Raw genomic sequence first — 26,667 nt, forward strand, 5'->3', positions numbered from 1 at the left:
GGGGCGTGTGCCGCCCCGGGAAGGGCCCGGTCCCGTGCCGCCGTCCTGGGCCCCGGGCCCCGGGCCCCGGGCCCCGGGCCCCGGACGCCGGGGGCGCGGGTCCGTCCGACGGCCCGGCCGGGGCCGTGCGCGGCGGATGAGGAGGGCACGGGCCGGGCGGGCACGCCGAGGGGCGGGCACACGGTGGTGTGCCCGCCCCGGCGCGGCGGCCGTCCCGGCGGTCAGCCCAGGAGGGAGTCCCAGCGGCTGCCGAGGTCGGCGGCGCCGGCCTCGGTCAGCGAGCCGTAGACGTTCAGGCGGGCGATGCCGCCGTCGGGGAACACGTCGGTGCGCACGTGGGTGACCGTGACGGGGGAGTCCAGGACGAAGCGGTGGGCGCTGTCGGGCTGGAGCCGGGTCCGGCCCACGATCTCGAACCAGGCGTCGGGGGAGTCCGATCCGGCGTCCCGCCCCATGACCGTCACCCAGCCCGCGGAGTTGCCCTTGAGGTAGGCGGTGTCGATCTCCAGGGCGCGGACCGTGGCCTGGGCGGTGAGGCGGAAGCGCACCCAGTCGTGCCCGGTGTCGCGGCGTCGGCGGTTCTCCCAGCCGTCGTCCATCTTCTGGGAGCGCCCGGGGAGGATGATGTTGTTGGGCGAGGAGTAGAAGCGGTCCGAGGCGTCCTCGACCATGCCGCCGTTGACCAGGGCCGCCAGGTCGAAGCCGCCCAGGGAGGCGAGCCAGGCGGGGTCGGCGACGGGTTCGCCGTACACGCGCAGGCGGGCGACCCCGCCGTCGGGGAACTGCTTGAGGCGCAGGTGGGTCCATCTGCGCTCCAGGGCCACCGCGAAGTCGTTGGCGGCGTGCCCGTGGACGGGCACGCGGGGCACGATCTCGGTCCACTCGGCGGCCAGGAGCTCGTCCGTGGTGGGGGTGCCGGTCAGGTGGGCGGCCTCGACGGAGACCTCGGTCGGGTGGTTGCCGCGGAAGTGCGCGGTGTCGACGACCAGCCCCCGGACGACCCCGGGGAGGCCGAGGCGGACCAGGGCCCAGTCGTGGTCGTCGGCGGCGGGGTGGGGGTGCTCGGCGCCCGCCCCGCGGCGGCGCCTGGTCTCCCAGCCGTCCATGACCTTGCCCTTGTGCCCGAACGCGTGCGGGTCGAACTGCGCCCGGTCGGGCTTGAGGAGGTTCTCGCGCTGGGCGAAGAACTCGTCGTTGGCGGCGACCACGCCGCCCCCCAGCCGGCGGTCGGCGAGGTCGACGAGGCCGGAGAAGTCGTGTTCGCCGTCCCGGTAGTCGGCGTAGGGGTCGCCGCCCGCGTAGGGCTGGGCGTTGTAGTCGCGCGGGTCGAAGGGGCGGCCTTGGCTCATGTCTCTCCCGGGTTGCGAGGTCGTCGGACGCTTCCCAGCGTCCCAGGAGGAACCGGTAACTTCCAGCGAAAGTTTATGACCACACTGTTCAGTTGTACTGAACGGTGGAGCCGCCGAGCCCTCCGGCGGTGTCCGCCAGGGCGCGCAGCACCACGGCGATCCGCGGGTGCTCCCCGGCCCCTGAGCGCACCGCGGTCACCACGTGGCGGCGGGGCTGGTCGGAATGCGGGACCCGCAGGCTGACCCCGGGGGTGTCGCCCGTCGCGGCGAGGCGGGGGATCAGCGCGACGCCCAGCCCCGCGGCGACCATGTCGAGGATGGCCCGCCAGTCGGAGGCGACGTGGGCCTGCTCCGGGACGAACCCCGCCTGGGCGCAGGCGGAGACGGTGATGTCCCGCCAGGGCCCGGACGCCCCGTAGATCCAGGGCTCCCCGGAGAGGTCGCCCAGGCGGAGGGCGCGGGCGGAGGCGAGGCGGTGGTGCGCCGACAGGGCCACGTCCAGGGGGTCGGTGAGGAGTTCCCTCCGGTCGTAGCGGCCGTCGTGGGCGGTCGGCGCCTGCGCGGCCAGGGACAGGCCGACGTCGATCTCCCCCGCCGAGAGGAGGTCGTAGACCTCGGCGGCGTCGGCCTGGTGCACCTTCGTGGTGAGACCGGGGTACTCGCGGCGCAGGGCGTGGAGCGCCGGGACCACGAGGCTGGGGATGGCGGTCGCGAACGCGCCGACGCGGACGTGCCCGATCTCGCCGCGGACGAAGCCGTCCAGCTCGGCCTCGGCCCGTTCCAGCTGGGCCATCACGATGTCGGTGTGCCGGAGCAGCACGTGGGCCGCGTCGGTGAGGCGGACCCGCCTCCCGTGCGCCTCCAGCAGCGCCACCCCCACCTGGTGCGAGAGGGAGGAGAGCTGCTGGGAGACGGCGGACGGCGTCATGCGCAGCGCCTCCGCGGTCGCCCGGACTGTCCCGAACTCCTCCAGGGCGCGGAGGACGCGGAGTTTGCGGAGGTCCCAGTCGGTCACCCCACAGGAATACCATTCGGCGCTCCTGAACGGAACGCGCGGTTCTGTGCACCCCGTGGGCCGGACCGCCCCCGCCGGAGGGCGGGGGCGGTCCGGGAGGCGGGTACTACGCCCCCGCCGGGGCCTCGGGTTCGCCGTCGCGGTAGACCGCTCCGGCCTGGTCGGTGTACTTGGCCTCGCCGGGGCCGGCGCTGCCGATCTCCTCCTGGTCGATCCGGGTCGGGGCCTTCGCCCCCGAGTCGCGGCCGAGCACGTTGAAGCAGATGTTCAGCAGGATGGCGGCGACGGCCGCGCCGATGATCCCCGAGTGGGCGACGAGCTCCACGGACTCGGGGAGGAACGCGTAGAAGGTCGGGTAGGCCAGGGGGATGATCGCCACGCCGACGGAGGTGGCCACCAGGACCAGGTTGAGGTTGTTGGTGAAGTCCACCTTGGCCAGGGTCTTGACCCCGCTGGCGGCCACGCTGCCGAAGAGCACGAGCCCGGCCCCGCCCAGGACGGGGGCGGGGATCGCGGCCATGACACCGCCGAGTACGGGGAACAGCCCGAGCGCGACGAGGATGAGCGCGCCGGTGGCGACCACGTACCGGCTGCGCACCTTGGTCAGGGCCAGCAGGCCGATGTTCTGCGCGAACGAGCTGGTGGGGGTCGCGCTGAAGATCGGGCCGATGAGGGAGCCGCTGACGTCGGCCCGCAGGCCCGCGGAGATGCGCTTGGCGTCCACCTCGGAGCCGGTGATCTCGCCGACCGCGATGATGTGGGAGGCGCCCTCGGTGAGCACCACGAGCATGATGACGCACATGGTGACGATCGCGGCGACCTCGAACCGGGGGGCGCCGAAGTAGAACACCGAGGTGGGGTCGAAGACGATGTCGGCCTCGCCGACGCGGCTGAAGTCGGCCATCCCGAGGGGCAGGGAGACGAGGGTGCCGACGACCAGGCCGATGAGGATGGACAGCCGCCCCCAGATGCCGGGCAGCACCCGGGAACCGACCAGGATGACCGCCAGCGTGAACCCGGCCAGGGCCAGGTGGGACAGCGGCGCCGCGGGGGCCGCGGTGCCGTCCTCCGCGGTCCGTGCGGCGCCGTCGACGATCCATCCGGCGGCCACCGGCATCAGGCTGACGCCGATGACGGTGATGATGGTGCCGGTCACGATCGGGGGGAAGAAGCGGATCAGCTGACCGAAGAACGGCGTCAGGACCAGGGCGAAGACCCCGGCCGCGAGGGAGGCGCCGAAGGCGACGGGCAGGTTCTCCCCGTCCTGTCCGGCGGCCAGGGCGGTGACGGCGCTGACGGGGACGAAGGAGCTGGCCACCACGATCGGCATCTGGGCGCCGAAGCGGCGGTGGCCCACGGACTGGATGAGGGTGGCGATGCCCGCCACCAGGAGTGCGCCGCTGACGAGGATCCCCATGGAGGCGGGGTCGTTCGCGAGCCCAGCGGCGCTGCCGATGACCAGGGCCGGGGCCACCGCGCCGGCGTACATGGTCAGGATGTGCTGGAGCCCGTAGACGAACAGCAGCCGCGCGGGCAGCTTCTCGTCCTCGGGGCGGGTGGGGGGTGTGGCGTTCGTTCTGGCCGAGTCCTTCGCGGACGGACTGTTCGACATGGCCGGTTCCAGCCTTTGCGCTTGGCGGCCGCCTCAGAGGGGGCCTGGTTCTCGGGCGCGTGGCCCGGTGGTGTCGCCCCGGTCGGGCGACCCGCCGCCGTGCACGCCGGGGTGCGGCGTGCGGCCCGCCGCGGAGAGCGGGCCAGGGGGGACGGCGGAGCCCCGAGCGGGGCGGGGGCCGGGGCCCGGCCGCACAGACGGGCCCCGGCGCGGGGGTGGCTACAGGAAGCCGGGCACGGTCTTCCAGGCGTTGCCGGGGGCGGGGGCGTCGTCGCGTTCGACGGTCGCCTCGATCTTGCCGTAGGGGCGGTCCGCGGCGAAGAACACCTCGTTGGGGTTGTCCAGGCCGAAGGGCGAGAGGTCCACGAGGAAGTGGTGCTTGTTGGGCATGGAGAAGCGGACCTCCGCGATCTCCGGGTGGCTCTTCAGCACCGAGCGGCCCATCTCGTACAGCGACTGCTGGAGCGCCAGGCTGTGGGTGTTCGCGAACGCCTCCAGCATCAGGGCGCGCACCGACGCGTACACGGCGTCGTAGTCGTGGTCCACGCCGACGTACCGCCAGCGGGCGCTGACGTCGGTCGCGAGGATCCGGTCGGTGGTCTCCTGGAGGGTCGTGTACCTGGTCTTGGGGTAGCCGTGGAACTCCGACCCCGTGGACTTGAGGACGGTGAGCCCCTCCAGGCCCGAGACCACCCACTCGCCCTCGGCGTCCTTGGTGACGACGGTGGTGCGGGTCTCGCCGCCGCGCCGGGAGAAGGCGTGGTCGTGGGGGCCGTCGGGGGTGGTGATGCGGTCCCAGGCGTACTCGTGGATCTCCTGCCGGGCGCCGTCCACGTAGTCGTGCTCGCCGACGAAGTGGCGGGCCAGGCGCAGTGCGAAGTCCTCGATGGCGCCGACGCCGCCCCACTCGCGGGCCTTGGCGTAGACGGTGTTCTTCTGGGTGTCGGTCGGCAGGCAGGTGGTGTTGTCACCGAGCGTGTGGACCGTTTCCAGGTCGCCCCGCAGCTGCGAGGTGACGTTGACGTCCTTGATCCGGTGGACGTCGGTGTCGCGGTTGACGTGGACGAGGCGTACCTCGGCCTTTCCGTACTGGTTCTCTCCGAGTCGGATGCCCATCAGGGTTGAACTCCAGGGTTGTGGATATTCGTCATCGTCGCGCCTGTGCGCAGTACGTACGAGGGAGGACCGCTGTGGTCATGCGGAAGGACCTGTCACGCACTCGAAGAAGCAGGTGTCACACCTTGGCCGGCTGAGGTTCCGTGGCGGTCGCTCCTTTCCGTTGCGGGGCCGCGCCCGGGCGGGCGGTGCCGGGAGGCCGGGGCGTCCGAGGGCGGACGCCCCCGGGGCTAGGAGCCCCGGTAGGTGGAGTAGGAGTAGGGGCTCAGGAGCAGGGGCACGTGGTAGTGGGCCTGCTCCTCGGCGAGGACGAAGGTGACGGTGACCTCGGGGAAGAAACCCGTCCGGCCGTCCGCCGCGAAGTAGGCGGCGGTGTCGAAGACGAGGCGGTAGGTTCCGTCGGCCAGCCGCTCGGGGCCCAGGTCGGGGACGCGTCCGTCGTCGTTCGTGCGCCCCTCCGCGACGGTGCGCCAGGACGTCCGGCGCTCGTCGGCGGCGTTCTCCAGGCGGACGGGGACGCCGCGTGCCGGAGCGCCCAGAGCGGTGTCCAGGATGTGGGTGGTCACGTGGCTCATGGGTTCCCCAGGAGTTTGGCCAGGCGGAGCCCGGCGATCCGGCGGAGCTCGTCCGCGACGACGCGGAGCTCGGTGGCGGTGTCGTTGCCGAGGCGGGCGACCAGGTCGGCGAGGAGTTCGCGGCTGGAGCGCCCGCTGGCGCAGACGAGGTAGATGTGCCCGAACCTGTCCTCGTACTCACGCTGGGCGTGGGCGAAGATCCGCTGTACGCGGGCCGAGGCGTCGTCGGTGTCGGCGGCGAACGCGGACTGCTCCCCCCGCGACCACCGCGCCTCGGTGCCGGTCCCCTCGGCCTTCTCCCCGATGCGGGGGTGGCGGGCGAGGGCGGTCGCGACCTCCTCGGGTGTGATGGCGCGCGCGTGGTCGTCCGCGCCGCGCATCAGCTCGTCCCGGTCCCGGAAGGGCGCCAGGGCCGCGAGCGACGCGACCCAGCGGTCCACGTCCAGGCACTGGGCCAGCCGTGCGCGCAGCTCCTCCCCGGTCAGGGCGTTCAGTTGCTCCAGGCCGGGGTCGGAGCCGCGTCCCGGCTCCTCCGGCATGGTCTCGGGCATGTGCTCTCCCGTGGCTCGGCCGGTCGGCCCCCCGTGGGCGGGGGAGCTGAACCGACCAAGGATTTTCGTAGTGCAGACGGCCAATTCCGTATTGCGGATTGGGGGGACTCTAGTTGATGGCGGTGTGACCTTGTCAACACTCAAAAGGTCCATATCGCGAAAGACGACCGAATCTGTACACCCGCACGAAGGACCCCCGTGTCCACCCGCCGCGCCTGGGGTGCATGGGTCTCGCGGGGTTGAAGTGGTTGCCCTGCCGTGCATCCGGCGGGTCGGGGCGGTTGACAAGCCGGGGTGACCGGCCGCACACTCATGACATTCCTCAAAACGAAAACTACTTTCCACAATGTGAAAGTAGAAGTTGGAGGCAATGCATGAGCCACTCACTCCGCTACACGGTGAACTGCTCCCTGCTGTTCACCGAGCTCCCGCTCCTCGAACGCCCCCGGGCCGCCCGGGACGCCGGTTTCGACGCCGTCGAGTTCTGGTGGCCGTTCGAGAGCCCGACCCCGCCCCAGGACGAGGTCGACGCCTTCGTCCGCTCCCTCGACGACGCCGGCGTGCGCCTGACCGGCCTCAACTTCTTCGCCGGCGCCCTCCCCGGTCCCGACCGGGGCGTGCTCTCGCACCCCGCCAGGGCCGAGGAGTTCCGCGCGAACGTCGACGTGGTCACCCGGATCGCCGAGCGCACGGGCACCACCGGCTTCAACGCCCTCTACGGGCTGCGACTGCCCGGGACCGACCCCGCCGAACAGGACCGGGTTGCCCTGGAGAACACCCTCGCGGCGGCCGGGGCCGTCGCCCGCGTCGGCGGCACCGTGCTCGTCGAGCCCATCAGCGGTTCGGCCGACTACCCCCTCACGACCGCGGCCGACGGCCTCGGGTTCGTCGCCCGGGCCCGGGAGGCCGGGGCCCCGAACGTCGCCCTCCTCGCGGACCTGTACCACCTCGTGGTCAACCGGGACGACGTCTTCGCCGTGGTCCGCGACCACGCCGCGGAGTTCGGCCACGTCCAGATCGCCGACTCCCCGGGCCGGGGCGAGCCCGGCACCGGACGCCTCCCGTTCGACGACCTCCTCCGGGCGCTCCGGGACGGCGGCTACACCGGGCTCGTCGGCCTGGAGTACAAGCCGACCGTCCCCAGCGCCAAGAGCTTCGACTGGCTGGTCTGAGCCCCCGCCACCCTTTCCGCGGCGACAGCCGCGGCACGACCGAGACACGAGAGGGACAGCGATGCCCGACACCGAGATCGCCTTCATCGGCCTGGGGATCATGGGCCTGCCCATGGCCGTCAACCTGGTCCGCGCCGGCTACACCGTCACCGGCCACAACCTCACCCCCGAGCGCGTCGACGCGCTCGTCGCGGAGGGCGGACGCCGCGGCGGCGGCGTCGCCGGGGCCGTCACCGGGGCCGACGTCGTCATCACGATGGTTCCCGACTCCCCGGACGTGGAGGAACTCCTCCTCGGCCCCGGGGGCGTGTACGAGAACGCCAAGCCCGGCACCCTCGTCATCGACATGAGCACCATCCGCCCCGACGTCTCCCGGGCGGTCGCCGAGGCCGGGGCCGAACGCGGCCTCCGCGTCCTGGACGCGCCCGTGAGCGGAGGCGAGGCCGGGGCCGTGGAGGCCAAGCTGTCCATCATGGTCGGCGGGGCGCAGGCCGACTTCGAGGCCGCGCGCCCGATCTTCGACGTCCTGGGCACCACCCCGGTCCTGGTCGGCCCGAACGGGGCCGGGCAGACCGTGAAGGCCGCCAACCAGCTCATCGTCGCGGGCAACATCCAGCTCCTCGCGGAGGCGCTCGTCTTCCTGGAGGCCCACGGCGTCGACACGGAGTCGGGCCTGGAGGTCCTCGGCGGCGGGCTCGCGGGGAGCACGGTGCTCCAGCGCAAGGGCAGGGCCATGCGCGAGCGCGACTTCACGCCGGGGTTCCGCATCGCCCTGCACGACAAGGACATGCGCATCGTCACCGACTCCGCGCGCGCCGCGGGCGTCGCGATCCCGCTCGGCGCCCAGGTGGCGCAGTCCGTCGCCGCGCTCAAGAACCAGGGGCACGGCGGGCTCGACCACTCCGCGCTCCTGATGATCGTCCAGCAGCTCTCCGGCCGGTCCTAGCCGACCTCCCAGGAAGGCCCCGTACCGCAGTCCCCGGTGTTGGCCGCACCCGGGACACCGCAGGCGGAGCCGACCGCACCAGCACCCCTAGCACTGAAGGGTTCACCCGTCATGGCACAGATGCCCGTGATGAACGCCGTCGTCGAGGTCCTCAAGGACGAGGGCGTCGACATCGCCTTCGGCTGCCCCGGCGCCGCGATCCTCCCGCTCTACAAGGCGATGGAGGAGGTGGGCGGGATCGAGCACCTCACCGTCCGCCACGAGGAGGGCGCCACCCACATGGCCGACGGTTGGTCGCGCACCACCGGCAGGGTCGGCGTGGCCATCGGCACCTCCGGGCCAGCCGGCACCAACATGATCACCGGCCTGTACACGGCCATCGCGGACTCCGTCCCGATCGTGTGCATCACCGGCCAGCAGCGCACCGACCTCCTGGACAAGGAGGGCTTCCAGGCGGTCGACATCGTCGAGATCGCCAAGCCGGTCACCAAGTGGGCCGTGCAGATCAAGGAGGCCGCGACCGCCCCGTGGATCTTCCGCGAGGCGTTCCGGATCGCGCGGGAGGGCCGTCCCGGGCCCGTCCTGATCGACATCCCGGTGGACGTCGCCCAGAAGCTGATCGAGTACGACCCCGCGATCGACGCACCGCTGAAGGTCAACACGGTCGAGCCGCACCTGCCCCGCGTGGAGCGGGCGCTGGACCTGCTGCTGGCCGCCGAGCGCCCGCTGATCCTCGCCGGGGGCGGGGTGATCCTGGCCGAGGCCTCGGCGGACCTGCGCGAACTCGCCGAGTACCTGCGGGTGCCGGTGCAGGTCACCCTGATGGGCAAGGGCTCCTTCGACGAGGACTCGCCCCTGTACTCGGGTATGACCGGTGTGCAGACCTCCCAGCGCTACGGCAACGCGTCCTTCCTGGAGTCGGACCTGGTCCTGGCGGTCGGGGCGCGGTTCGCCGACCGCCACACGGGCCAGATCGACGTCTACCGGGGCGACCGCACGTTCATCCACGTGGACATCGAGGCGACCCAGATCGGCAGGGTCTTCGAGCCGGACCTGGGCGTGGTCTCCGACGCGCGGCTGTTCCTCCGGGAACTGCTGGCCGCGGCCCGGCGCAGGGGGGCCACGGCCCGGGTCGAACCGTGGATCGACCGGGTCGGCGAGCTCAAGGCCACCCTGACGCGCCGCGAGGACTTCGACACGGTCCCGGTCAAGGCGCCGCGCGTCTACAAGGAGATCAACGAGGTCTTCGACGAGGACACCTACTTCGTCACCGCCATCGGCCTCTACCAGATCTGGGGAGGCCAGCACCAGAAGGCGTACAAGCCGCGGCACTACCAGATCTGCGGCCAGGCGGGACCGCTCGGCTGGGAGATCCCGGCGGCCATCGGCGTCCGGAAGGCGCTGGCGGCCACCGAACCCGACGCCGAGGTCGTCGGCATCGTCGGCGACTACGGCTTCCAGTACATGGTCGAGGAGCTCGCCGTCGCGGCCCAGTACGACGTCCCCTACGTGATCATCATGCTGAACAACGAGTACCTGGGCCTGATCCGCCAGGCGTCGATCCCCTTCGGCATGAACTACCAGGTGGACGTCCACTACGACGAGTACGGCACCGACAACGTCAAGCTCATGGAGGCCTACGGCTGCTCGGGGCGCCGGGTGTGGGAGCCCGGGGAGATCCGCGAGTCCCTGGAGTGGGCCCGCAAGGAGGCCCGGTCCACCTCGCGGCCGGTGCTCGTCGAGATCATGATCGAGCGCGAGGCCAACACCCCGCACGGTCCCGCGATCGACGCCGTCAAGGAGTTCGAGCCGGTTCCCGGCGCCTGACGCCCGGGGCCCCGGGAGATCCCCGGGGCCCCTCCGCGTTCGCCGGGTCAGCCGCAGTACGCGGCCTCCTCGCCGATGATCCGGTACGGGCAGTCCGCGTAGTCGAGCAGGCGCAGCACGGCCTCCTCGTTGCGGGCGGTCTCCCTCTCGATCACCGACGAGGGCGGGTAGAACCCGCCGCCGGCCGCGCTGCGGGGGTACATCTCGTACGTGAAGTTCACGATCCCCTGGTCGCCCCACAGCCAGTCGTTGATCGACCCGTCGGTGACGTACAGGTCGCTGGACTGCTGGGGGGTGTAGCCGTTCGCCTCGGCCATGTGCTCGCCGAGCGCCGCGTGGGTGTCGTACTCCTCCCGGGTCATGCCGTTCGTGACGTCGTCGTAGGTGTGGCCGAACGGCCAGAGGATGAGCTCGCTGTAGGTGTGGAAGTCGATGGCGGTGGTGATCTGCTGCTCGCCGCCGACCACCCGGCCGCGCACGAAGTCGGCGACCACCCGGACCTCCGGCGCCGACTCCGGCGCCGGGCCCCGGTAGGTGATGCTGCTCGGGTTGCCGGACGAGCCCCCGCAGCACCCCCACTCGTAGGCCCAGTTGCGGTTGAGGTCGGTGCCCGGCGACGAGGAGCCCTCGTTGGGCTGGCGGTTCTTGCGCCAGTTCCGCCAGGTGCTGCCCGCCATGTCGTACTCGCTGCCGTCCGGGTTGACGTTGGGCAGGATCCAGATCTCGCGGCCGTCGACCAGGTCGGTGATCCGGGGGTCGCCGCCGTAGCCGTCGGTGAGCAGGCGCATCAGGTGGACCGCCATCTCGACGGTCAGGTGCTCGCGGGCGTGCTGGGCGTGGACGAACAGCACCTCGGGCTGGTCCTCGTCCACATCGACGTTGTCGCTGATCTTGACCGCGAGGAGGTCGCGCCCCTCGTGCGACCGGCCGATGACGGACCGCGCGGCGATGTCGGGGTGGGCGGCGACGACCTCGTCGATGACGCCGACCAGTTCCGCGTAGCCGGTGTAGCCGGGGTCGGGGTCCGCGAGGGGGACGGGGACGTCGAACTCCTCGACGCCGTAGCCCAGCCCGCCGATCTCCTCGGCGTCGTCGGGGGTGGCGGTGACCAGGACCGATTCGTCGCCGACGTGGTCGATGGCCGCACCGGTCGCGGCGATCTCCGTGCGGTCCTGCGCCGAGGTCGCGCCGCGGACCTCGTAGAGGCCGTGGACGGGCTCGGCGGACGCGCCGCTCGTGCCCAGGAGCCCGAGGACGAGTACTCCCACGGCCGCGGGGACGAGGATTCTTCTGACGGGGGTGCTTCCCACGATGCCTCCAGCGGGGGTGAGGCTGCGGATACGTGGCGTCATTGCAGAAGAAATCGGCACAATCTGTCAATATGGCTAACTTTCCGTCACCGATGTGGCGGATTGCCTTGTTTGCCCGCTCCGGCAGGTGAAGCCCGCTTCGATCGCGGGGGGACCGGGTGCCCCGTGGCCGGATGTGGCCACGCCGGCGGACCGCGCTCCGGGGCCGTGTGCCGCGGGCCCCCGCTCCTCCGGAGCCGCCCGGTGGACCCGCCGCTCCGCCCCGCGGGGGCGGGAACGAGAGATCCCGCCGACGGTACCGGCCTCGCCGCCACCGCGGCTTACGCGTACTCGGCGCGGTCGGCGGCGGCCTCGGGTGTTGGCCGCACCCTGGGTCCCGTCGGCGGGACTCGAACAACCCCCCTAGCACTGAAGGGTTCACCTGAAATGGTACAGACCTCTGTGCGATATCTCGAAGTCGAGGTACACGTAGCGGTCGCGCGGCCCGGCCCTCGGCGGCGTCCCATTCGCGCACGTCGTGTCGTCGCAGGTACGTGACTTGCATCTCGACATGTGGACGCGGGGTACCGGGGTTCTCCGGCCGTCTGCTAGCGTGATCACCGTTATGCTGCGCGTGCTGCTCCTCCTTAGCGGCCGCGGCGGGGGTCGTTAGACGGTCGGCTCCCTCGCCGCGGGACTTCGGCTTGCTCCTGGTCGACCAGACCACATGCACGAACCACCCCGAGGAGACACCGCGATGGTGCCGCAGCAGAAGACCAGCCCCATGCCCTTCCACCGGTACAAGCCCTTCGCCCCGGTGGACCTGCCGGACCGCACCTGGCCGTCGAAGACCATCGACGCCGCCCCCCGCTGGCTCTCCACCGACCTGCGCGACGGCAACCAGGCGCTGATCGAGCCCATGGACCCCGCGCGCAAGCACGAGATGTTCCGGCTGCTGGTCGAGATGGGCTACAAGGAGATCGAGGTCGGCTTCCCCTCCGCGAGCCAGACCGACTTCGACTTCGTCCGGTCCCTGATCGAGGACGGGCTGATCCCCGACGACGTGCAGATCTCGGTGCTGACCCAGGCCCGCGAGGACCTGATCGAGCGCACCGTGCAGAGCCTGGTCGGCGCGAAGCGCGCCACCGTGCACCTGTACAACGCCACCGCACCGACCTTCCGCCGCGTGGTCTTCCGGGTCGACCGGGAGGCCTGCAAGGACATCGCCGTCCAGGGCACCCGCCACGTCATGCGCTTCGCCGAGCAGTACCTGGACGGGACCGAGTACTTCGGCTACGAGTACTCGCCCGAGATCTTCATCGACACCGAGCTGGACTTCGCCCTGGAGGTCTGCGAGGCCGTCATGGACGTGTGGAACCCCGGGCCGGGCCGCGAGATCATCCTGAACCTGCCCGCCACCGTCGAGCGCTCCACCCCCAACGTCTACGCCGACCAGATCGAGTGGATGAGCCGCAACCTGTCGCGCCGCGAGCACGTCGTGCTGTCCGTGCACCCGCACAACGACCGGGGCACCGGCGTCGCCTCCGCCGAGCTGGCGGTCATGGCCGGGGCCGACCGGGTCGAGGGCTGCCTGTTCGGGCACGGCGAGCGCACCGGGAACGTCTGCCTGGTCACCCTGGGCATGAACCTGTTCAGCCAGGGCGTCGACCCCCGGATCGACTTCTCCGACATCGACGAGATCCGTCGCACCGTCGAGCACTGCACCCAGCTGCCGGTGGCCCCCCGCCACCCGTACGGCGGCGACCTGGTCTACACCGCCTTCTCCGGCTCCCACCAGGACGCGATCAAGAAGGGCTTCGCCGCGCAGGAGGAGGCCGCCGGGGCCGCCGGCGCCCCGGTGGACGAGCACACCTGGGACGTCCCCTACCTGCCCATCGACCCCAAGGACGTGGGCCGCAACTACGAGGCGGTCATCCGCGTCAACAGCCAGTCCGGCAAGGGCGGCGTCTCCTACATCATGCAGCGCGACCACTCCCTGGACCTGCCGCGCCGGCTCCAGATCGAGTTCTCGCAGGTCATCCAGAAGTTCACCGACGCCGAGGGCGGGGAGTTCGCGGCCGACCGCATCTGGGAGATCTTCTCCACGACCTACCTGGCCGACCAGGGCCCGGTCGCGGTCCTGGCCCACCGCTCCTCCACCGACGGTGACGGCACCTACCGGATCGAGGCCGACGCCCGCGTCAACGGTGAGATCCGCGAACTGTCGGGCACCGGCAACGGCCCCATCTCCGCGTTCTGCGACGCCCTGGCCGACGTCGACGTCAAGGTCCGCGTCATGGACTACGTGGAGCACTCCATGGGCGAGGACGGCGACGCCCGCGCCGCCGCCTACGTGGAGGCCGAGATCGACGGCCGGGTCGTGTGGGGCGTCGGCATCCACAGCAGCATCACGACGGCCTCGCTGAAGGCCCTGTGCAGCGCCATCGCCCGCGTCTGACGGACCGGTGCTCCCGGGGGGCCGGGGCGGCGCGGCAGCGCCCGCCCCGGCCCCCCGTCCGCTGCCGCACGCGGAGGCGGGACGCCCCTCAGAGAAGGCCGAACGGTCCGGGGTCGGGCAGGCCCCGGGCGGCGCACAGATCCCGGTGCGCCGCGGTCAGCTCGCCCAGCGGGACCGCTCTGCGGGAGGCGGCGGCCGGGTCCGCCGGGGTCTGCTCCCCGGACCGGGGCCGGGGCCGCACCGCCAACCCCTGTCCGAGGCCGAGACCCTCCACCTCCTCGCGCCAGCCGGTCCAGCGCAACCCCTCGTAGAACCCCTCCAGGTTGCCCGCCAGCATCCACAGCAGCCACGAGGAGTACGTGGTCTCCATCGGCTCCCACCGCAGGGAGTCGGGGGCGAAGTACACCATCTCACCGGGCCTGCCCGGGTGCTCCGCGCCCTCGGAGCCCGGCCCGTTCAGGGCGAACACCCCGCCCAGCACGTCGTGCCCCACCACCAGCCGCAGCGGCGGGCCGAAGACCACGGCCGCGCTCAGGTCGTTGACCTCGCCCAGCCCCCGCAAGTCGGGGCCGCCCCCGCCGTGCACCCGCAGCCAGCCCCCGTCGAGCACCAGGCCGCCGCACTCCAGCGCCATCGCGCCCAGGAAGGACCGGGCGGTCACCTGGAGCCGGTGCAGGCAGGTCCGGCCCGCGACGGGGTCGACCGGCAGCACGCGCACCGGCGCGGCGCTGCCGGCCAGACGCTCGGTCAGGACGGGCCAGGCGGGCTCCTCGACCTCGACCAGCTCACTCAGTTCACGCATCGGGGGACCCCTCCGTCACACCGCGGGGTAGGCGCGGCGACGGACCAGGTTACAGGGAGGCTCCGACGGTCCAGGAGGGGACGTGCTTGCGGAACCCGTCCGCGCAGGACACGAAGCCGCACGCGCGGTAGAACGCGTGCACGTAGGCGTCGCCGGCGGCGAGCAGCTGGATCCTGTGGCAGCGGGCGCGGCGCGCGAGGCGCTCCGCCGAGCGGATCAGGGAGCTTCCCGCACCCGAGCGCCGGTGCCGTTCGGCGACCACGAGGTTCTCCACGAGCATCACCGGCCGCCCGTCCCGAAACGTCCAGGGCACCACCAGGCAGTCCACCGTCCCGGCGACGATCCCGTCGCGCTCGTGGACCAGCAGGGTCCGCCCCTCCTGGCCCGAGACCTCCGACCAGATCCGCGCGGCCGAGGCCGCGGTGAGGGGCGGGGCGTCGGGAGGCAGTTCGCCGAGCAGGGACAGCACGGCGTCGAGGTCCTCGGCGGTCGCGGGCCGCGTGACAGGGGGCACCGGGCCAGGGTAGGACGCGGGAGAGCCGTGGCGGTAGGGGTTCGGGCGGCGCGGTCCCCCCGTGCGCGGTGCGGGGAGCCGGCGCCGGGGCCTCCGACGACGGCGGTCCGCGCCCCGGGGGAGCGCGGACCGCAGCCGTGCCCGGCCTACTCCCAGCCGAACTTCTGGGTCCAGGCGTTGCCGGACTCTCCCACGCCGATCGCCACCAGGTCGCAGTTGAGGATGTTGTCGCGGTGGCCCCGGCTGCCCATCCAGGCGTCCATGACCTGGGCGGCGCTCGTCTGCCCCTTGGCGACGTTCTCCGCGCCCCACGCGTCGTAGCCGTGGCGGAGGGCGCGCTCGGCCGGGCCCTCGCCCTCGGGGTTCTCGTGACCCATGTAGTCGCGCCGGTCCATGTCCTCGCTGTGCTCCTGGGCGGCGGCGGTGAGCCGCGGGTCCACCGTGAGCGGGTCGCACCCGGCGGAGGCGCGCTCCCCGTTGACCAGGGTCACGACCCGGTCGACCGACCCCCCTGCGGAGGAGGGGCCGGAGCCGCCGCGGCCCCGGCGCTCGCCGTCGCCGTCGTCGCTCCCTCCGCCACCGCCGCCCCCGCCGGACGGGCTCCCGTCCTCCCGCGCCTCCTCGGGGACGGAGGAGGCCGTCACGTCGGCGCTCTGCGGCCCGCCCGCGCCGGACGGCGACGGCCGGTCCTGCGGCGACGCGCTGGGCGACGCGAAGAAGTCGTCGTCCGCGGAGGCCTCCGGCACGGCGGAGCCGTCGGCGACGGCGTCACCGATCCGACCCGTCGCCAGGGTCTCGTCCGCGGTGTCCCGGAACGGGTTCAGGCTCTGGCCCGCCCCGGTGACCAGCAGTGCTCCTGCCAGGGTCAGGCCGACCGGTATCGCGGCCAGCGCCACCGCGAGGGGTACCGGGCGGCGGCGCCGCCCGTCCTTCCGTGAGCGGTTCTCGCGAGCGCTCATCCGGCGCTTGCCTCGGCGACCACGCGCCATATCGCTCTCCTCCGTGACGGGAATCGGGTGGACACGCCCGCGGACCTGCCGGTCCGTGACCGCGGCCGGGGTGTTGGTCCTTCCCCCGGCCGGCTCTGCCCGTGCCCATGGGCACGTGAGTTCTGTGTGACCCGTGCCCGGGGGGCAGCGCGTGCGCGCGGGGGACTCCGGACGCCGCGGGGGAAGGGCGGCAGGCCCGGTGAGGCGCGTCCTAGCGCGTGAGAGTAGAGCAAAGCGAGCAAAAAGGGAATCCAAAACGTAATAAAGCAGGTCACGTCGGGGTCTGTGGAGAGAGGTCGGGCAGCCCGGGTGGTCGGTGGCATCCGCGACAATGGGGGGGTGAGTCTCTACCGCGACGAGGGTGTCGTCCTGCGCAACCAGAAGCTGGGCGAGGCCGACCGCATCGTCACCCTCCTGACCCGGCGCACCGGCCTGGTCCGCGCCGTCGGCAAGGGGGTCCGTCGCACCAAGTCCCGCTTCGGCGCGCGCCTGGAGCCGTGCACCCACGTCGACCTGCAGCTCCACACCGGCCGCACGCTGGACGTCATCACCCAGGCCGAGACCCTCCGCTCCTACGGCGAGGCCGTCGTCTCCGACTACGCCCGCTACACCGCCGCCACCGCGATGCTGGAGACCGCGGAGAAGGTCGTCTCCGTGGAGAAGGACCCCGCGCTGCGCCAGTTCCTGCTGCTGATCGGCGCACTGCGTACCCTGGGGGAGGGCGCCCACGACTCCCGGCTGGTCCTGGACGCCTACCTGCTCCGGTCGCTCGCCGTCGCCGGGTACGCGCCGGCCCTGGACGGGTGCGCCCGCTGCGGCAGCCGGGGGGAGCACCGCGCCTTCGCGGTCCACGCCGGCGGTATGGTCTGCTCGGTGTGCCGCCCCCACGGTTCCGTGCACCCGTCCCCCGACACGTTCCGGCTGATGTCGGCCCTGCTCGGAGGGGACTGGGAGAGCGCGGACGCCAGCGAGGGCAGGCACCGCTCCGAGTGCAGCGGGTTGGTCGCGGCCTACCTACAGTGGCACCTGGAAAACGGAATCCGATCACTGCGCCATGTGGAGCGTTCTTGAGTCTGTTCAGCTTCGACACCGGTAAACGCCGGGAGTACGCCGCGCCCGTCCCGCACCCCAGCGGCGCGCGGCCCCCCGAGCTGCCCGCCGCCCTCGTGCCCAGGCACGTGGCCGTCGTCATGGACGGCAACGGCCGCTGGGCCAAGGAACGCGGACTGGCGCGCACCGAGGGGCACAAGGCGGGGGAGTCCTCCCTCTTCGACGTGATCGAGGGCGCCCTGGAGATGGGCGTCTCCCACCTCTCCGCCTACGCCTTCTCCACCGAGAACTGGAAGCGGTCGCCCGACGAGGTCCGCTTCCTCCTCGGCTTCAACCGCGACACCATCCGCAACCGCCGCGACGAGCTGCACGCGCGCGGGGTCCGCGTCAAGTGGGCCGGGCGCGCCGGGCGCCTGTGGAAGAGCGTCATCAAGGAACTCCGCGACGCGGAGGAGATGACCAAGGACAACACCGGCCTGACCCTGCAGTTCTGCGTGAACTACGGCGGCCAGGCGGAGATCGTCGACGCGGCCCGCGCGATGGCCCGCGAGGCGGCGGAGGGGCGGCTCTCCCCGGACAAGATCACCGAGGACACCCTCGCCAGGCACCTCTACGCCCCCGACGTGCCCCCCGTCGACCTGTTCGTGCGCTCCTCCGGGGAGCAGCGGCTGTCCAACTTCCTCCTCTGGCAGTCCGCCTACGCCGAGTTCGTGTTCCTGGACACGCTCTGGCCCGACTTCGACCGCCGCGACCTGTGGCGGGCATGTGAGATCTACGCGAGCAGGGACCGCCGCTACGGAGGCGCCCTGCCCAACGCCGTAGCTGGGGAGGAGAAGTGATGTCGGGTTCCGAAGAACCCCTGGTCAGGCAGGGCATGTCGCTGGTGTCGGTGGGGGACAGCTTCACCGAGGGCGTGGGCGACCCGTACCCGGGCGGGGAGGGGTTCCGCGGCTGGGCCGACCGGCTGGCCGAACACCTCGCCGACCACGTGGGGGAGATCGGGTACGCCAACCTCGCGGTGCGCGGCAAGCTGATGCGCCAGATCGTCACCGACCAGGTCCCGCCGGTCCTGGCGATGGCCCCCGACCTGGTGACGCTGAGCGCCGGCGGCAACGACCTGCTGCGCCCCGGCGGGGACCCCGAGCGGATGGCCCGCATCCTGGACCACACGGTGGGCCGCCTCCGTGCCGCGGGGAGCCAGGTCGTGCTGTTCACGGGGGTGAACGTCACCACCGGTTACATGCGCGGCACCATCGGCCTGTTCGCCCGCTACTACCTCCACGTGCGCGCGGTCGCCGACAAGTACGGCTGCTTCCTGGTGGACCAGTGGTCCATGGACGCGCTCACCGACTCCCGCGCCTGGGACGAGGACCGGTTGCACATGTCCCCGGAGGGGCACCGCCGCCTCGCGCTGCGCGCGGCCGAGGTCCTGGGCGTGCCGGTCGCCGACCGCTGGGACGAGCCGTGGCCCGAGCAGGGGCCGGTGCCCTGGAGGCAGGCCCGCCGGGACGACCTGACCTGGGTGAAGGACTCGCTCGGCCCGTGGATCGGGCGCCGCCTGACCGGACGCTCGTCCGGCGACACGGTCACGGCCAAGCGCCCGGAGCTGACCCCGGTCACGAAGGACCGCTGACCGGCCCGGCCCCTCCGCCGCACCGCTCACGGTGTGACGTGCCACCCAATACGTGCGCGAACGGCAACCTACTGTCGCGTAACCCGGGGGTGGGGATGGATCATCGTGCACTATGAGCGGTTTTGGGACGAAGGATCTGACGAGCGGGGACATCCTGTCCTACGTCGCCCTCGGTGACAGCTTCACCGAGGGCATGAGCGACCCCTACCCGGACAGCGACGCCGTGCCCAACGGCCGCTACCGGGGCTGGGCCGACCGGGTGGCCGAGCACCTCGCCGACCACGTCGCCGAGGTGCGCTACGCCAACCTCGCCGTGCGCGGCAAGATCATGCACCAGATCATCGACGAGCAGATCCCCCGCGCCGTCGAGCTGTCGCCCGACCTCATCACCCTGTGCGCGGGCGGCAACGACATCATCCGCCCCGGGGCGGACCCCGACGCCGTCGCCGTGGCCTTCGCGGGGGCGGTCGAGGAGCTGAGCCGGACCGGCGCGCGCATCGTCCTCTTCACCGGGTTCGACACCAACTGGCAGCCGGTGATGCGGCACATGCGCGGCAAGATCGCCACCTACAACATGCACCTGCGGGCCATCGCGGACCGCTACGGGTGCGACGTGGTGGACGTGTGGAGCATGCGGGTCCTCGACGACGCCAGGGCCTGGAACTGGGACCGCCTGCACTTGTCCTCGGAGGGCCACCGCCGCCTCGCCCTGCGCGTGTGCGAGGTCCTCGGCGTGCCGACCGGCACGGACTGGAACGAGCCGTGGCCGCCCGCCGCGCCGCGCGACTGGCGGACGGCCCGGCAGGAGGACCTGCACTGGGCGCGCGAATTCCTGGTGCCGTGGATCCACCGGCGGCTCACCGGCCGTTCGTCAGGTGACAACGTGAGTGCCAAGCGCCCCGTCCTGGAGCCGCTGCGCGTCCACCGCGACTGAGCGGCGGCGCGGACGCCCGCACGGTCCGGCGGCGGGTCCCGGACCGCTCCGGGCCCGCCGCCGGGAGGCCCCTGCGAGGAGGCCCGGTCCGCGGACGCCCGGAGCCCGGGCGGGGCCGGCTCAGGAGCAGCGGGCGCAGGTGCCGAAGACCTCGAGGGTGTGCGTCACACCGGTGAAGCCGTGCTTGGCGCCCATCTCGACCGCCCACCTCTCCACGGCCGGGCCCTCGATCTCCACGGCGGTCGAGCACACCCGGCAGACCAGGTGGTGGTGGTGGCTCTCGGTGTCGCACGCCCGGTAGACGGCCTCGCCGTCGTCGGTCCGCAGGACGTCGACCTGACCCGAGTCGCTCAGCGCCTGCAGAGCGCGGTAGACGGTGGTCAACCCGATCTTGGAACCGTCGGCGCGCAGGTCGGCGTACAGGTCCTGGGCGCTGCGAAAGCCTGTGGACTCGGTCAGCGCCTGGCGGACCGCGTCGCGTCGTGTACTCATGGTTTCACCCTCCCCCGATCAGTCTGGGGCATCGTACCGGCCGGAACCCCCGCTCCGGGCCCGTGGGCCCGCGGGGAACGCGCTCCGGAAGCGCGGCGCAGCACGCCGCCCGCCGCCACCGCCGCGCCGTAGACGGCGAGGGCCAGCAGGACGATCGTCGCACCGGGCGACAGATCTGCGTAGAACGACGTGGTCAGCCCGCCCAGCGAGGACAGGAGCCCGATCGCCACGGCCAGCAGCATGGTCACCCGGAAGCTCTTGGTCAGCTGCTGCGCGGCGGCGACCGGGACGATCATCAGGGCGCTCACCATGAGCACCCCCACCACCCGCATGGCGATCACCACCGTCAGCGCGGCGGTCACCGCCAGCAGCACGCTCAGGAAGCGCACGGGGAGCCCGTGGGCCCGCGCCACCTCCTCGTCCTGGCACAGCACGAACAGCTCGCGTCCGAACACCGCGACCACGCCGACCACCCCCGCGGCCAGGACGCCCACGACCCACAGGTCGGCCTCCTCCACGGTGCTGACCGAGCCGAACAGGTAGGAGACCAGGGTGGCGTTGCTCGCCCCCGGTGTGAGGCCGATGAGCAGCACCCCGCCCGCGATGCCGCCGTAGAACAGCAGGGCCAGGGCCACGTCGCCGCTGGTGCGGGTGCGCACGCGCACGATCTCGATGAGCACGGCGCCCGCGGTCGCCACCACGGCCGCGGTGAGCACCGGGGAGGTGCTGGTGAGCAGGCCCAGCGCCACGCCGGTCAGCGCGACGTGGCCGATGCCGTCGCCCAGCAGGGCGAGGCGGCGCTGGACGAGGTAGGTGCCGATGATCGGGGCGACGAGGCCGACCAGCACGGCGGCGACCAGGGCACGCCGCATGAACTCGTACTGGAGCAGTTCAGTCACGGCCGGGGACCTCGAGTCGGATCAGGTTGGCGGGGGCGGTCTCGGTGGCGGCCCTCGCCGGGTCGTTGGGGTCGGGGTGGGGGTGCTGGTGCTCGTGGCCGGGACGGGCGCACTCGCCGGTGGGCTCGGGGGCGCTGCCGTCGTGCGCGACGCGTCCCGACTCCAGGACCACGGCGCGCTCGATCACGTCCTCCAGGGGGCCCAGCTCGTGCAGGACCAGGACCACGGTGGCGCCGAGGTCCCGCAGGCGGGCGATGGTGCCGGCGAGCGCGCGCTGGTTCTCGGCGTCCACGCCGGCCATGGGCTCGTCCATGACGAAGGTGTCGGGCCGCCCGGCGAGGGCGCGGGCGATGAGGACGCGCTGCTGCTGGCCGCCGGAGAGCTCGCGCACCGAGTCGCGGGCCCGGTCCGCCAGGCCGACGGTCTCCAGGGCCTCCTCGACGGCGGCGCGGTCGGCCCGCGTGGCGAACGAGAGGCGGCGGCGCGCGGCGACCTGCCCGGAGGCGACGATCTCGCGCACGGTGGCGGGGACGGCGCCCCCGGCGGTGAGCCGCTGGGGGACGTAGCCGATCCTGCGCCAGGAGCGGAAGCGCCGCAGCGGGACGCCGTGCACGAGGACCTGCCCCGACGTGAGCGGCACGATGCCCAGCATCGCCCGCATCAGCGTCGACTTGCCGGAGCCGTTGGGGCCCAGGACCGCCATCGTCTGGCCGACGGGTATGTCGATGCTCACGCCGTCGAGCACGGGAACGCCGTCGTAGGCGACATGCGCCCCGACGGTCCGGAAGGCGGGCGGTACGTCGCTTCCGACGTCCGTGAACTGGGCAGACACCTAGTCATTATGGCGAAAACGAAAATGATTGTCAAAATGTGACAGAGGTGCCGTGAGGACGGGCCCCGGTCAGAAACCCAGGGTCCTCGCCACCGCCAGCACCAGGACGACCCCCACCATGAGCACGCGCGGCACCTTCTGCTGACCCGTCAGGGAGGGCCAGGTCAAGAACGCCAGCCACACGAAGAACACCGCCACCAGCAGAAGGCAGACCGCGCCCACGAACCCCGGAGCCGCCAGCCCCGCGAGGAAGAGCGCTCCCAGCACCAGCGGCGCCAGCCAGCGGGGACGCTGGTGCAACCACACCAGCGGCACCGCGCTGCGCTCCTCCACCTCGCGCCGCAGGCGTCCCGCGCCGGGGGCGCCGCCCGCCCGCTCCCCGGGGCGGGGGAGGTCCCCGTCGCCGCGCCGCTTCTCGTCACCGTGCTCAGGAGGGGCCATGCTGTCCGTATCCGCTTCCGGGTCGTGCCGACGACAGGGGGTTCGTGCCGTTCGCCCGGGTCACCCGCCCCGCGCTGGTGGGCGCCGGGCCCCCGGGCCTGTGATACTTCTGTCTCTGACCCTAGTGCAGGGCCCCGGCGCGCCGCTGGGCTCCGGCGCGGCCCCCGCGGCCGCACGTCTCCCCCGACCCGTGCAGCGCGCCGCAGAGCGGGTCCAGGCACACTTTTGGTCGCGCATCCCCTACGTTCAGTAGTTATTCGTCGTCTGAGAAACGCGGCCCGCGCCGACGGTTCCCGCGCGTTGCCCACGGCAACGAACCCTCCGGAGGGTGTCAACTTCCGTGCCCGAACCCACTGTCATCGTGACGTTCGACGTCACCGAGCCACATCTGCAGAACTGCCTCGACTCCCTGAGCCGCCAACAGAGCGGTGACCGGGTCGGGGAGGCGGCTCCCGAGCCGCCCACGGACATCGAGGTCGTCCTCGTCCCGATCCGCGCCGGAAACGGCGACCGCCCCCGCACCGCCGACGCCGGGTCCACCTCCCCGGGGCCGGACACCGACGGCGGCGACGAGGACGCCGCGGAGGACGCCGACCCCGACGTCCCGGCCGAGGACGGCGACCAGGGGGACGAAGCCGTCGAGTCCGTCAGCGAGGACGGGCTCGCCACGGCGGCCGCGTTCGCCGAGTCCCCGCCGCCCGGACTCAGGGCCGTACTCCTGGGCGGCGACCCGGCCCCCGACCGGCCGACCGCGCGCGCACGCGGGGCGGAGGCCGCCGGCGGCAGCCACCTGCTCTTCCTGGAGGGCTCCGACGCCCTTACCGGCTACGCCCTGTCCTACCTCGTGAAGAGCGCCGCCGACAGCCGTTCCGACCTGGTCGTCGGCAACGTGTACAAGTTCAACGAGCTCGGCGCCTCCCCCTCCAGGGCGCACAAGCGCTACTGCGGCAAGAACCGCCTGGCCGAGGACCCCCGGAACGTCCCCGGCCTGGCCGCGGACCCCACACTCGGCAACAAGCTCTGGCGCAAGGGGTTCTGGGAGTCCCTGCCCGACCACGGCCTCCACCCCGACGACGCCGACCTGGGCCTGCGCCGCGCCGCCCTCGCCGCCACCGCCGTCGACGTCCTCCCCGGCCCCGTCCTGCTGATGCGCGAGCGCGAGCACGCCCGGCTCCCGCTGGAGAAGGACGTCCTCGAACGCCGCATCCGCGCCATGGGCGAACTCGCCGCGGGCCTGGCCACCGCCGACCGCGAACTGTGGGACCGCACCCTCCTCAACGGCGAGCTCCACAGCCTGCTCCTCAGGCTGGACGACGCGGAGGACGACGCCCGCGAGACCGCGGTCGACCTGCTCAACGGCTTCCTGGACCACGTCCCCGCGCAGCAGCTGCGAGGACTCGGCGTCCTCGCGCGCCTCCTGTACCACCTCGTGCGCAAGCGGCGAGTGGCCGACGTCCTGGAGGTGGCCACCTTCGCCAAGAGCGTCGAGATCAAGAAGGCCACCGTCGTCCGGCGCGGTCTCGGCTACTACATCAGGTACCCCTTCTTCGAGTCCGAGGACCCGGAGAAGGCCGTGCCCCGCGAGGTGTACCGGCTCGACGAGGACATCCGGGTCCGCCAGAAGACCGAGGAGGTCCGCTGGGAGGCCGGACGCCTGCACATCAGCGGCAGGGTCGGCATCCGCCACCTCCGGGCCCGCAGGCGCTGGCAGCAGCACGTGGTCGCGTTCGCCGTCAACACCGCCACCCACCGCCGGGTGCGCATCCCGGTCCGCACCCGGCTCGCCGCCGAGTTCAAGCTCCCCGACGTCATCGACGCCGCCCGCCACGACTACGGCGGCTTCGACCTCGTCCTGGACCCGCGCCGGCTGCGGTCCGCCGGCGGCTGGGAGCCCGGGGACTGGAAGGTCGAGCTGGTCGTCCTCAACCGCGGCATCACCCGGCGCAAGTTCCTGTCCGGCCCCGTCTCCGGTCCGCCCGAGCGCCCCGGATACCAGCAGGTCGACGAGGACTTCTGGGTCCGCCCGTACTGGAACAAGGACCGGCAGCTGGTCGTGGGGGTCGAGCAGGCCCGCGCCCGCGTCACCTCCCACCGCTTCGACCCCCGTACCGGTGAACTGGAGCTGGAGGGCGAGCTGCTGTCCGCGCCCGCCGCCGAGGCCACGGAGCTGCGACTGACCCGCAGGCCGGGCACGGCGGCGCTCACCCACCCCGTCACCGTGCACGCCGGCCGCTTCAGCGCCCGGGTCCGCGCCGACGAGCTGTTCGACCGCAGCGTCAGCGAGTGCGGAGGCGTGATCCGCCAGGAGGAGTGGGACGTCCACCTGGTCACCCCCGACCGGCAGGCCGTCCCGCTGGTGATGTCCGACGACGTCGCCACCACCGCCTACGCGGCCGAGGACACCCTCCAGGAGCTGGTCGTCCGGCGCGGCGCCACCGGTTACCTGAGACTGCGCGCCGGGCACGCCCGGCCCACCGTGGACGGGGCCCGCTGGGAGGGGCGCGCACTCGTCCTGGAGGGCGAGTTCCCCGCCGGCACCGATCTGCGCCTGGTCGCCAAGGCGCGCGGGCGCGACGAGGAGCACGGGCTGCGGGTGGAGCGCTCCGGGAACCGGTTCGGGGCCAGGTTCTCCCCGGCGGACGTCCCCACCCTGTCCGGGGACCTGTCCCTGCCCGTGGGCACCTACCAGCTGTGGGGCCGGGTCCGGGGCGGCACGGCGGGGGGCTCCGAGGAGGGCCCCACGGACGTGGGGGTGGAGTTCTCCGACGCGCTCATCACGGGACTGCCGCTGGAGATGCAGACGAGCGAGCGCTCCTACAAGCTCTCCTACCAGGGGCGCGGGATCCCCGTCCTCCGGGTCGGCAGCGACCTGCGCCCCGCCGAGCGCGGCAGCTTCGCCCAGCGCGAGCTGAGGGAGACGTTCTACCCGGCCGAGCGGGAGAAGCCGGTCGACGAGGGCATCCTCTTCGACACCTACACCGGCCGCCAGTACTCCGACAGCCCCCAGAGCCTCTACGCGGAGCTCCGGGGCCGCGGGCGCTGGGCGGACTACCCGATGTCGTGGCTGGTGGCCGACGGGCAGGTCCGCCTCCCCGACGACCTGGCGCCCGTCCGCCACCGGGGCCGGGAGTACTACGAGGCGCTGGCCCGCACGCGGTACCTGGTCACCAACTCCCGCCAGCCGACCTGGTTCCACCGCCGTCCGGACCAGGTGGTCGTGCAGACCTGGCACGGCTCGATGCTCAAGCGGATCGGCTTCGACATCGAGAACATCCGGGGCAAGTCCCGCGACTACTTCGACAAGCTCGCCTGGGAGACCCGCCAGTGGGACTACCTGGTCTCGCCGAGCCCGTGGGCGACGCCGATCCTGCGCAGCGCCTTCCGCTTCGAGGGGGAGGTCCTGGAGACCGGGTACCCGCGCAACGACATCTTCTTCTCGCCCGACCGCGAGGCGATCGCGGAGCGCACCCGGCGGCGCCTCGGCCTCCCCGAGGGCAAGAAGGTGGTGCTGTACGCGCCGACCTGGCGTGACGACAAGTACTACACGCGCGGCAAGCACAAGCTCGACCTGCACCTGGACCTGCGCCGGATGTACGAGAAGCTCGGCGACGACCACGTGCTCCTGGTGCGGCGCCACCCCCGGGTGGTCGACAGCGTGCCGATCGTCGGCGAGGGCTTCGTCCACGACGTGTCCCTGTACCCGGAGATCATGGAGCTGTTCCTGGTCACCGACGTGCTCGTCACGGACTACTCGTCCATGATGTTCGACTTCGCGAACACCGGCCGTCCGATGCTGTTCTTCACGTACGACCTGGAGGGCTACCGGGACAACCTGCGCGGTTTCTACTTCGACTTCGAGGAGACCGCGCCGGGCCCGCTGCTGACCGGGTCCGACGACGTGATCGGGGCGCTCCTCGACATCGACGAGGTGGCGCGCCGGGCCGAGCCGTCCTACCGGTCGTTCGTCGACCGGTTCTGCCCGCTCGACGACGGGCACGCGGCGGCCCGGGTCGTGGACCGGGTCTTCGGCGAGGGCTGACCCGGGCCGGCGCCGCCCCCGGCGTCCCGGCGGCCCAGCTCCTGGACGAAGGGGTGCGCGGGGGCGCCGCGCTCGACGGGCTCGCCCGGGACCTGGAGGAGGTCTCCCGGCGCGTCGCCCCCCGTGACGGCG

General features: G+C 72.6%; 23 protein-coding genes. 9 read left to right on the forward strand and 14 right to left on the reverse strand.

All coding sequences use genetic code 11. From position 1 onward, the window contains the following. Nucleotides 1-221: 221 nt before the first annotated feature. The 6 genes from alc to uraD all read right to left on the reverse strand — a co-directional run bounded on the left by alc (nucleotide 222) and on the right by uraD (nucleotide 6,218). A complete protein-coding gene (alc, locus tag ABZ234_RS30975; RefSeq protein WP_355014370.1) occupies nucleotides 222-1,349 on the reverse strand; it encodes an allantoicase in 1,128 nt (375 codons plus the stop codon). A gap of 88 nt (nucleotides 1,350-1,437) precedes the next feature. After that, entirely contained in the window at nucleotides 1,438-2,364 is a 927-nt protein-coding gene (locus tag ABZ234_RS30980) for a LysR substrate-binding domain-containing protein (RefSeq protein WP_355014371.1), read from the reverse strand. Between the two features lie 106 nt (nucleotides 2,365-2,470). After that, entirely contained in the window at nucleotides 2,471-3,976 is a 1,506-nt protein-coding gene (locus ABZ234_RS30985; protein WP_344185165.1) for a nucleobase:cation symporter-2 family protein, read from the reverse strand. Nucleotides 3,977-4,195: 219 nt separating this feature from the next. Further along, nucleotides 4,196-5,092, reverse strand: coding sequence for a factor-independent urate hydroxylase (pucL, locus tag ABZ234_RS30990; protein WP_344185164.1), 897 nt, complete (start codon nucleotides 5,090-5,092; stop codon nucleotides 4,196-4,198). A 230-nt stretch (nucleotides 5,093-5,322) separates the two neighbouring features. Then, entirely contained in the window at nucleotides 5,323-5,667 is a 345-nt protein-coding gene (gene uraH / locus ABZ234_RS30995) for a hydroxyisourate hydrolase (RefSeq protein ID WP_355014372.1), read from the reverse strand. Next, on the reverse strand, nucleotides 5,664-6,218 hold the full coding sequence (gene uraD / locus ABZ234_RS31000) for a 2-oxo-4-hydroxy-4-carboxy-5-ureidoimidazoline decarboxylase (protein ID WP_267945969.1): 555 nt from the start codon (nucleotides 6,216-6,218) through the stop codon (nucleotides 5,664-5,666). The genes uraH and uraD overlap by 4 nt, the downstream gene beginning before the upstream one ends. Before the next feature lie 374 nt (nucleotides 6,219-6,592). On the opposite strand from uraD, the gene ABZ234_RS31005 reads away from it, so the two are divergent. The 3 genes from ABZ234_RS31005 (at nucleotide 6,593) to gcl (ending at nucleotide 10,163) form a co-directional block, all read left to right on the forward strand. Beyond that, nucleotides 6,593-7,390 (forward strand): TIM barrel protein, encoded by a 798-nt coding sequence (locus tag ABZ234_RS31005; RefSeq protein WP_355014373.1) that lies wholly within the window; start codon nucleotides 6,593-6,595, stop codon nucleotides 7,388-7,390. Nucleotides 7,391-7,451: 61 nt separating this feature from the next. Beyond that, nucleotides 7,452-8,336 carry a 2-hydroxy-3-oxopropionate reductase gene (locus tag ABZ234_RS31010; protein ID WP_344185161.1) on the forward strand — a complete coding sequence of 295 codons (885 nt, stop codon included), beginning with the start codon at nucleotides 7,452-7,454 and terminating at the stop codon, nucleotides 8,334-8,336. A gap of 111 nt (nucleotides 8,337-8,447) precedes the next feature. After that, on the forward strand, nucleotides 8,448-10,163 hold the full coding sequence (gcl, locus tag ABZ234_RS31015; protein ID WP_355014374.1) for a glyoxylate carboligase: 1,716 nt from the start codon (nucleotides 8,448-8,450) through the stop codon (nucleotides 10,161-10,163). Between the two features lie 47 nt (nucleotides 10,164-10,210). On the opposite strand, the gene ABZ234_RS31020 is transcribed toward gcl, so the two are convergent. Then, nucleotides 10,211-11,515, reverse strand: coding sequence for a M14 family metallopeptidase (locus ABZ234_RS31020; protein WP_355014375.1), 1,305 nt, complete (start codon nucleotides 11,513-11,515; stop codon nucleotides 10,211-10,213). Nucleotides 11,516-12,209: 694 nt separating this feature from the next. Between ABZ234_RS31020 and leuA the strand changes: the two genes are divergently transcribed. Then, nucleotides 12,210-13,910, forward strand: coding sequence for a 2-isopropylmalate synthase (gene leuA / locus ABZ234_RS31025; protein ID WP_267945964.1), 1,701 nt, complete (start codon nucleotides 12,210-12,212; stop codon nucleotides 13,908-13,910). Between the two features lie 88 nt (nucleotides 13,911-13,998). Here leuA and ABZ234_RS31030 read toward each other — a convergent pair whose 3' ends face one another. From ABZ234_RS31030 to ABZ234_RS31040, 3 genes are all read right to left on the reverse strand, one after another. Next, nucleotides 13,999-14,712 (reverse strand): DUF2625 family protein, encoded by a 714-nt coding sequence (locus ABZ234_RS31030; protein WP_344176175.1) that lies wholly within the window; start codon nucleotides 14,710-14,712, stop codon nucleotides 13,999-14,001. A 49-nt stretch (nucleotides 14,713-14,761) separates the two neighbouring features. Continuing rightward, nucleotides 14,762-15,226 (reverse strand): GNAT family N-acetyltransferase, encoded by a 465-nt coding sequence (locus tag ABZ234_RS31035; RefSeq protein WP_355014376.1) that lies wholly within the window; start codon nucleotides 15,224-15,226, stop codon nucleotides 14,762-14,764. 146 nt (nucleotides 15,227-15,372) lie between these two features. Next, a complete protein-coding gene (locus ABZ234_RS31040; protein ID WP_355014377.1) occupies nucleotides 15,373-16,185 on the reverse strand; it encodes a CAP domain-containing protein in 813 nt (270 codons plus the stop codon). A gap of 369 nt (nucleotides 16,186-16,554) precedes the next feature. On the opposite strand from ABZ234_RS31040, the gene recO reads away from it, so the two are divergent. The 4 genes from recO (at nucleotide 16,555) to ABZ234_RS31060 (ending at nucleotide 19,832) form a co-directional block, all read left to right on the forward strand. Next, nucleotides 16,555-17,286 (forward strand): DNA repair protein RecO, encoded by a 732-nt coding sequence (recO, locus tag ABZ234_RS31045; RefSeq protein WP_355014378.1) that lies wholly within the window; start codon nucleotides 16,555-16,557, stop codon nucleotides 17,284-17,286. Beyond that, the gene (locus ABZ234_RS31050) at nucleotides 17,283-18,104 is read left to right on the forward strand and encodes an isoprenyl transferase (protein WP_267945959.1); all 822 of its coding nucleotides are present in this window, start codon (nucleotides 17,283-17,285) and stop codon (nucleotides 18,102-18,104) included. The genes recO and ABZ234_RS31050 overlap by 4 nt, the downstream gene beginning before the upstream one ends. Then, nucleotides 18,104-18,898 (forward strand): SGNH/GDSL hydrolase family protein, encoded by a 795-nt coding sequence (locus ABZ234_RS31055; RefSeq protein ID WP_344176183.1) that lies wholly within the window; start codon nucleotides 18,104-18,106, stop codon nucleotides 18,896-18,898. Before ABZ234_RS31050 ends, ABZ234_RS31055 begins: the two co-directional genes overlap by 1 nt. Before the next feature lie 112 nt (nucleotides 18,899-19,010). Continuing rightward, entirely contained in the window at nucleotides 19,011-19,832 is an 822-nt protein-coding gene (locus ABZ234_RS31060; protein ID WP_267945957.1) for an SGNH/GDSL hydrolase family protein, read from the forward strand. 120 nt (nucleotides 19,833-19,952) lie between these two features. Here the strand turns inward: ABZ234_RS31060 and ABZ234_RS31065 are convergent, their stop codons facing one another. The 4 genes from ABZ234_RS31065 to ABZ234_RS31080 all read right to left on the reverse strand — a co-directional run bounded on the left by ABZ234_RS31065 (nucleotide 19,953) and on the right by ABZ234_RS31080 (nucleotide 22,496). Next, a complete protein-coding gene (locus tag ABZ234_RS31065) occupies nucleotides 19,953-20,324 on the reverse strand; it encodes a transcriptional repressor (protein WP_267945956.1) in 372 nt (123 codons plus the stop codon). After that, entirely contained in the window at nucleotides 20,321-21,223 is a 903-nt protein-coding gene (locus tag ABZ234_RS31070) for a metal ABC transporter permease (protein WP_267945955.1), read from the reverse strand. Before ABZ234_RS31070 ends, ABZ234_RS31065 begins: the two co-directional genes overlap by 4 nt. Continuing rightward, a complete protein-coding gene (locus ABZ234_RS31075; RefSeq protein WP_267945954.1) occupies nucleotides 21,216-22,055 on the reverse strand; it encodes an ABC transporter ATP-binding protein in 840 nt (279 codons plus the stop codon). The genes ABZ234_RS31070 and ABZ234_RS31075 overlap by 8 nt, the downstream gene beginning before the upstream one ends. A gap of 69 nt (nucleotides 22,056-22,124) precedes the next feature. After that, nucleotides 22,125-22,496, reverse strand: a complete 372-nt coding sequence (locus ABZ234_RS31080; protein WP_267945953.1) for a DUF6703 family protein — start codon at nucleotides 22,494-22,496, stop codon at nucleotides 22,125-22,127. Nucleotides 22,497-22,836: 340 nt separating this feature from the next. On the opposite strand from ABZ234_RS31080, the gene ABZ234_RS31085 reads away from it, so the two are divergent. Continuing rightward, on the forward strand, nucleotides 22,837-26,535 hold the full coding sequence (locus tag ABZ234_RS31085; RefSeq protein WP_355014379.1) for a CDP-glycerol glycerophosphotransferase family protein: 3,699 nt from the start codon (nucleotides 22,837-22,839) through the stop codon (nucleotides 26,533-26,535). The last annotated feature ends 132 nt before the right edge of the window (nucleotides 26,536-26,667 follow it).

It is taken from the genome of Nocardiopsis sp. NPDC006198, from assembly GCF_040613895.1.
GTDB classification, from domain to species: Bacteria; Actinomycetota; Actinomycetes; order Streptosporangiales; family Streptosporangiaceae; genus Nocardiopsis; species Nocardiopsis tropica.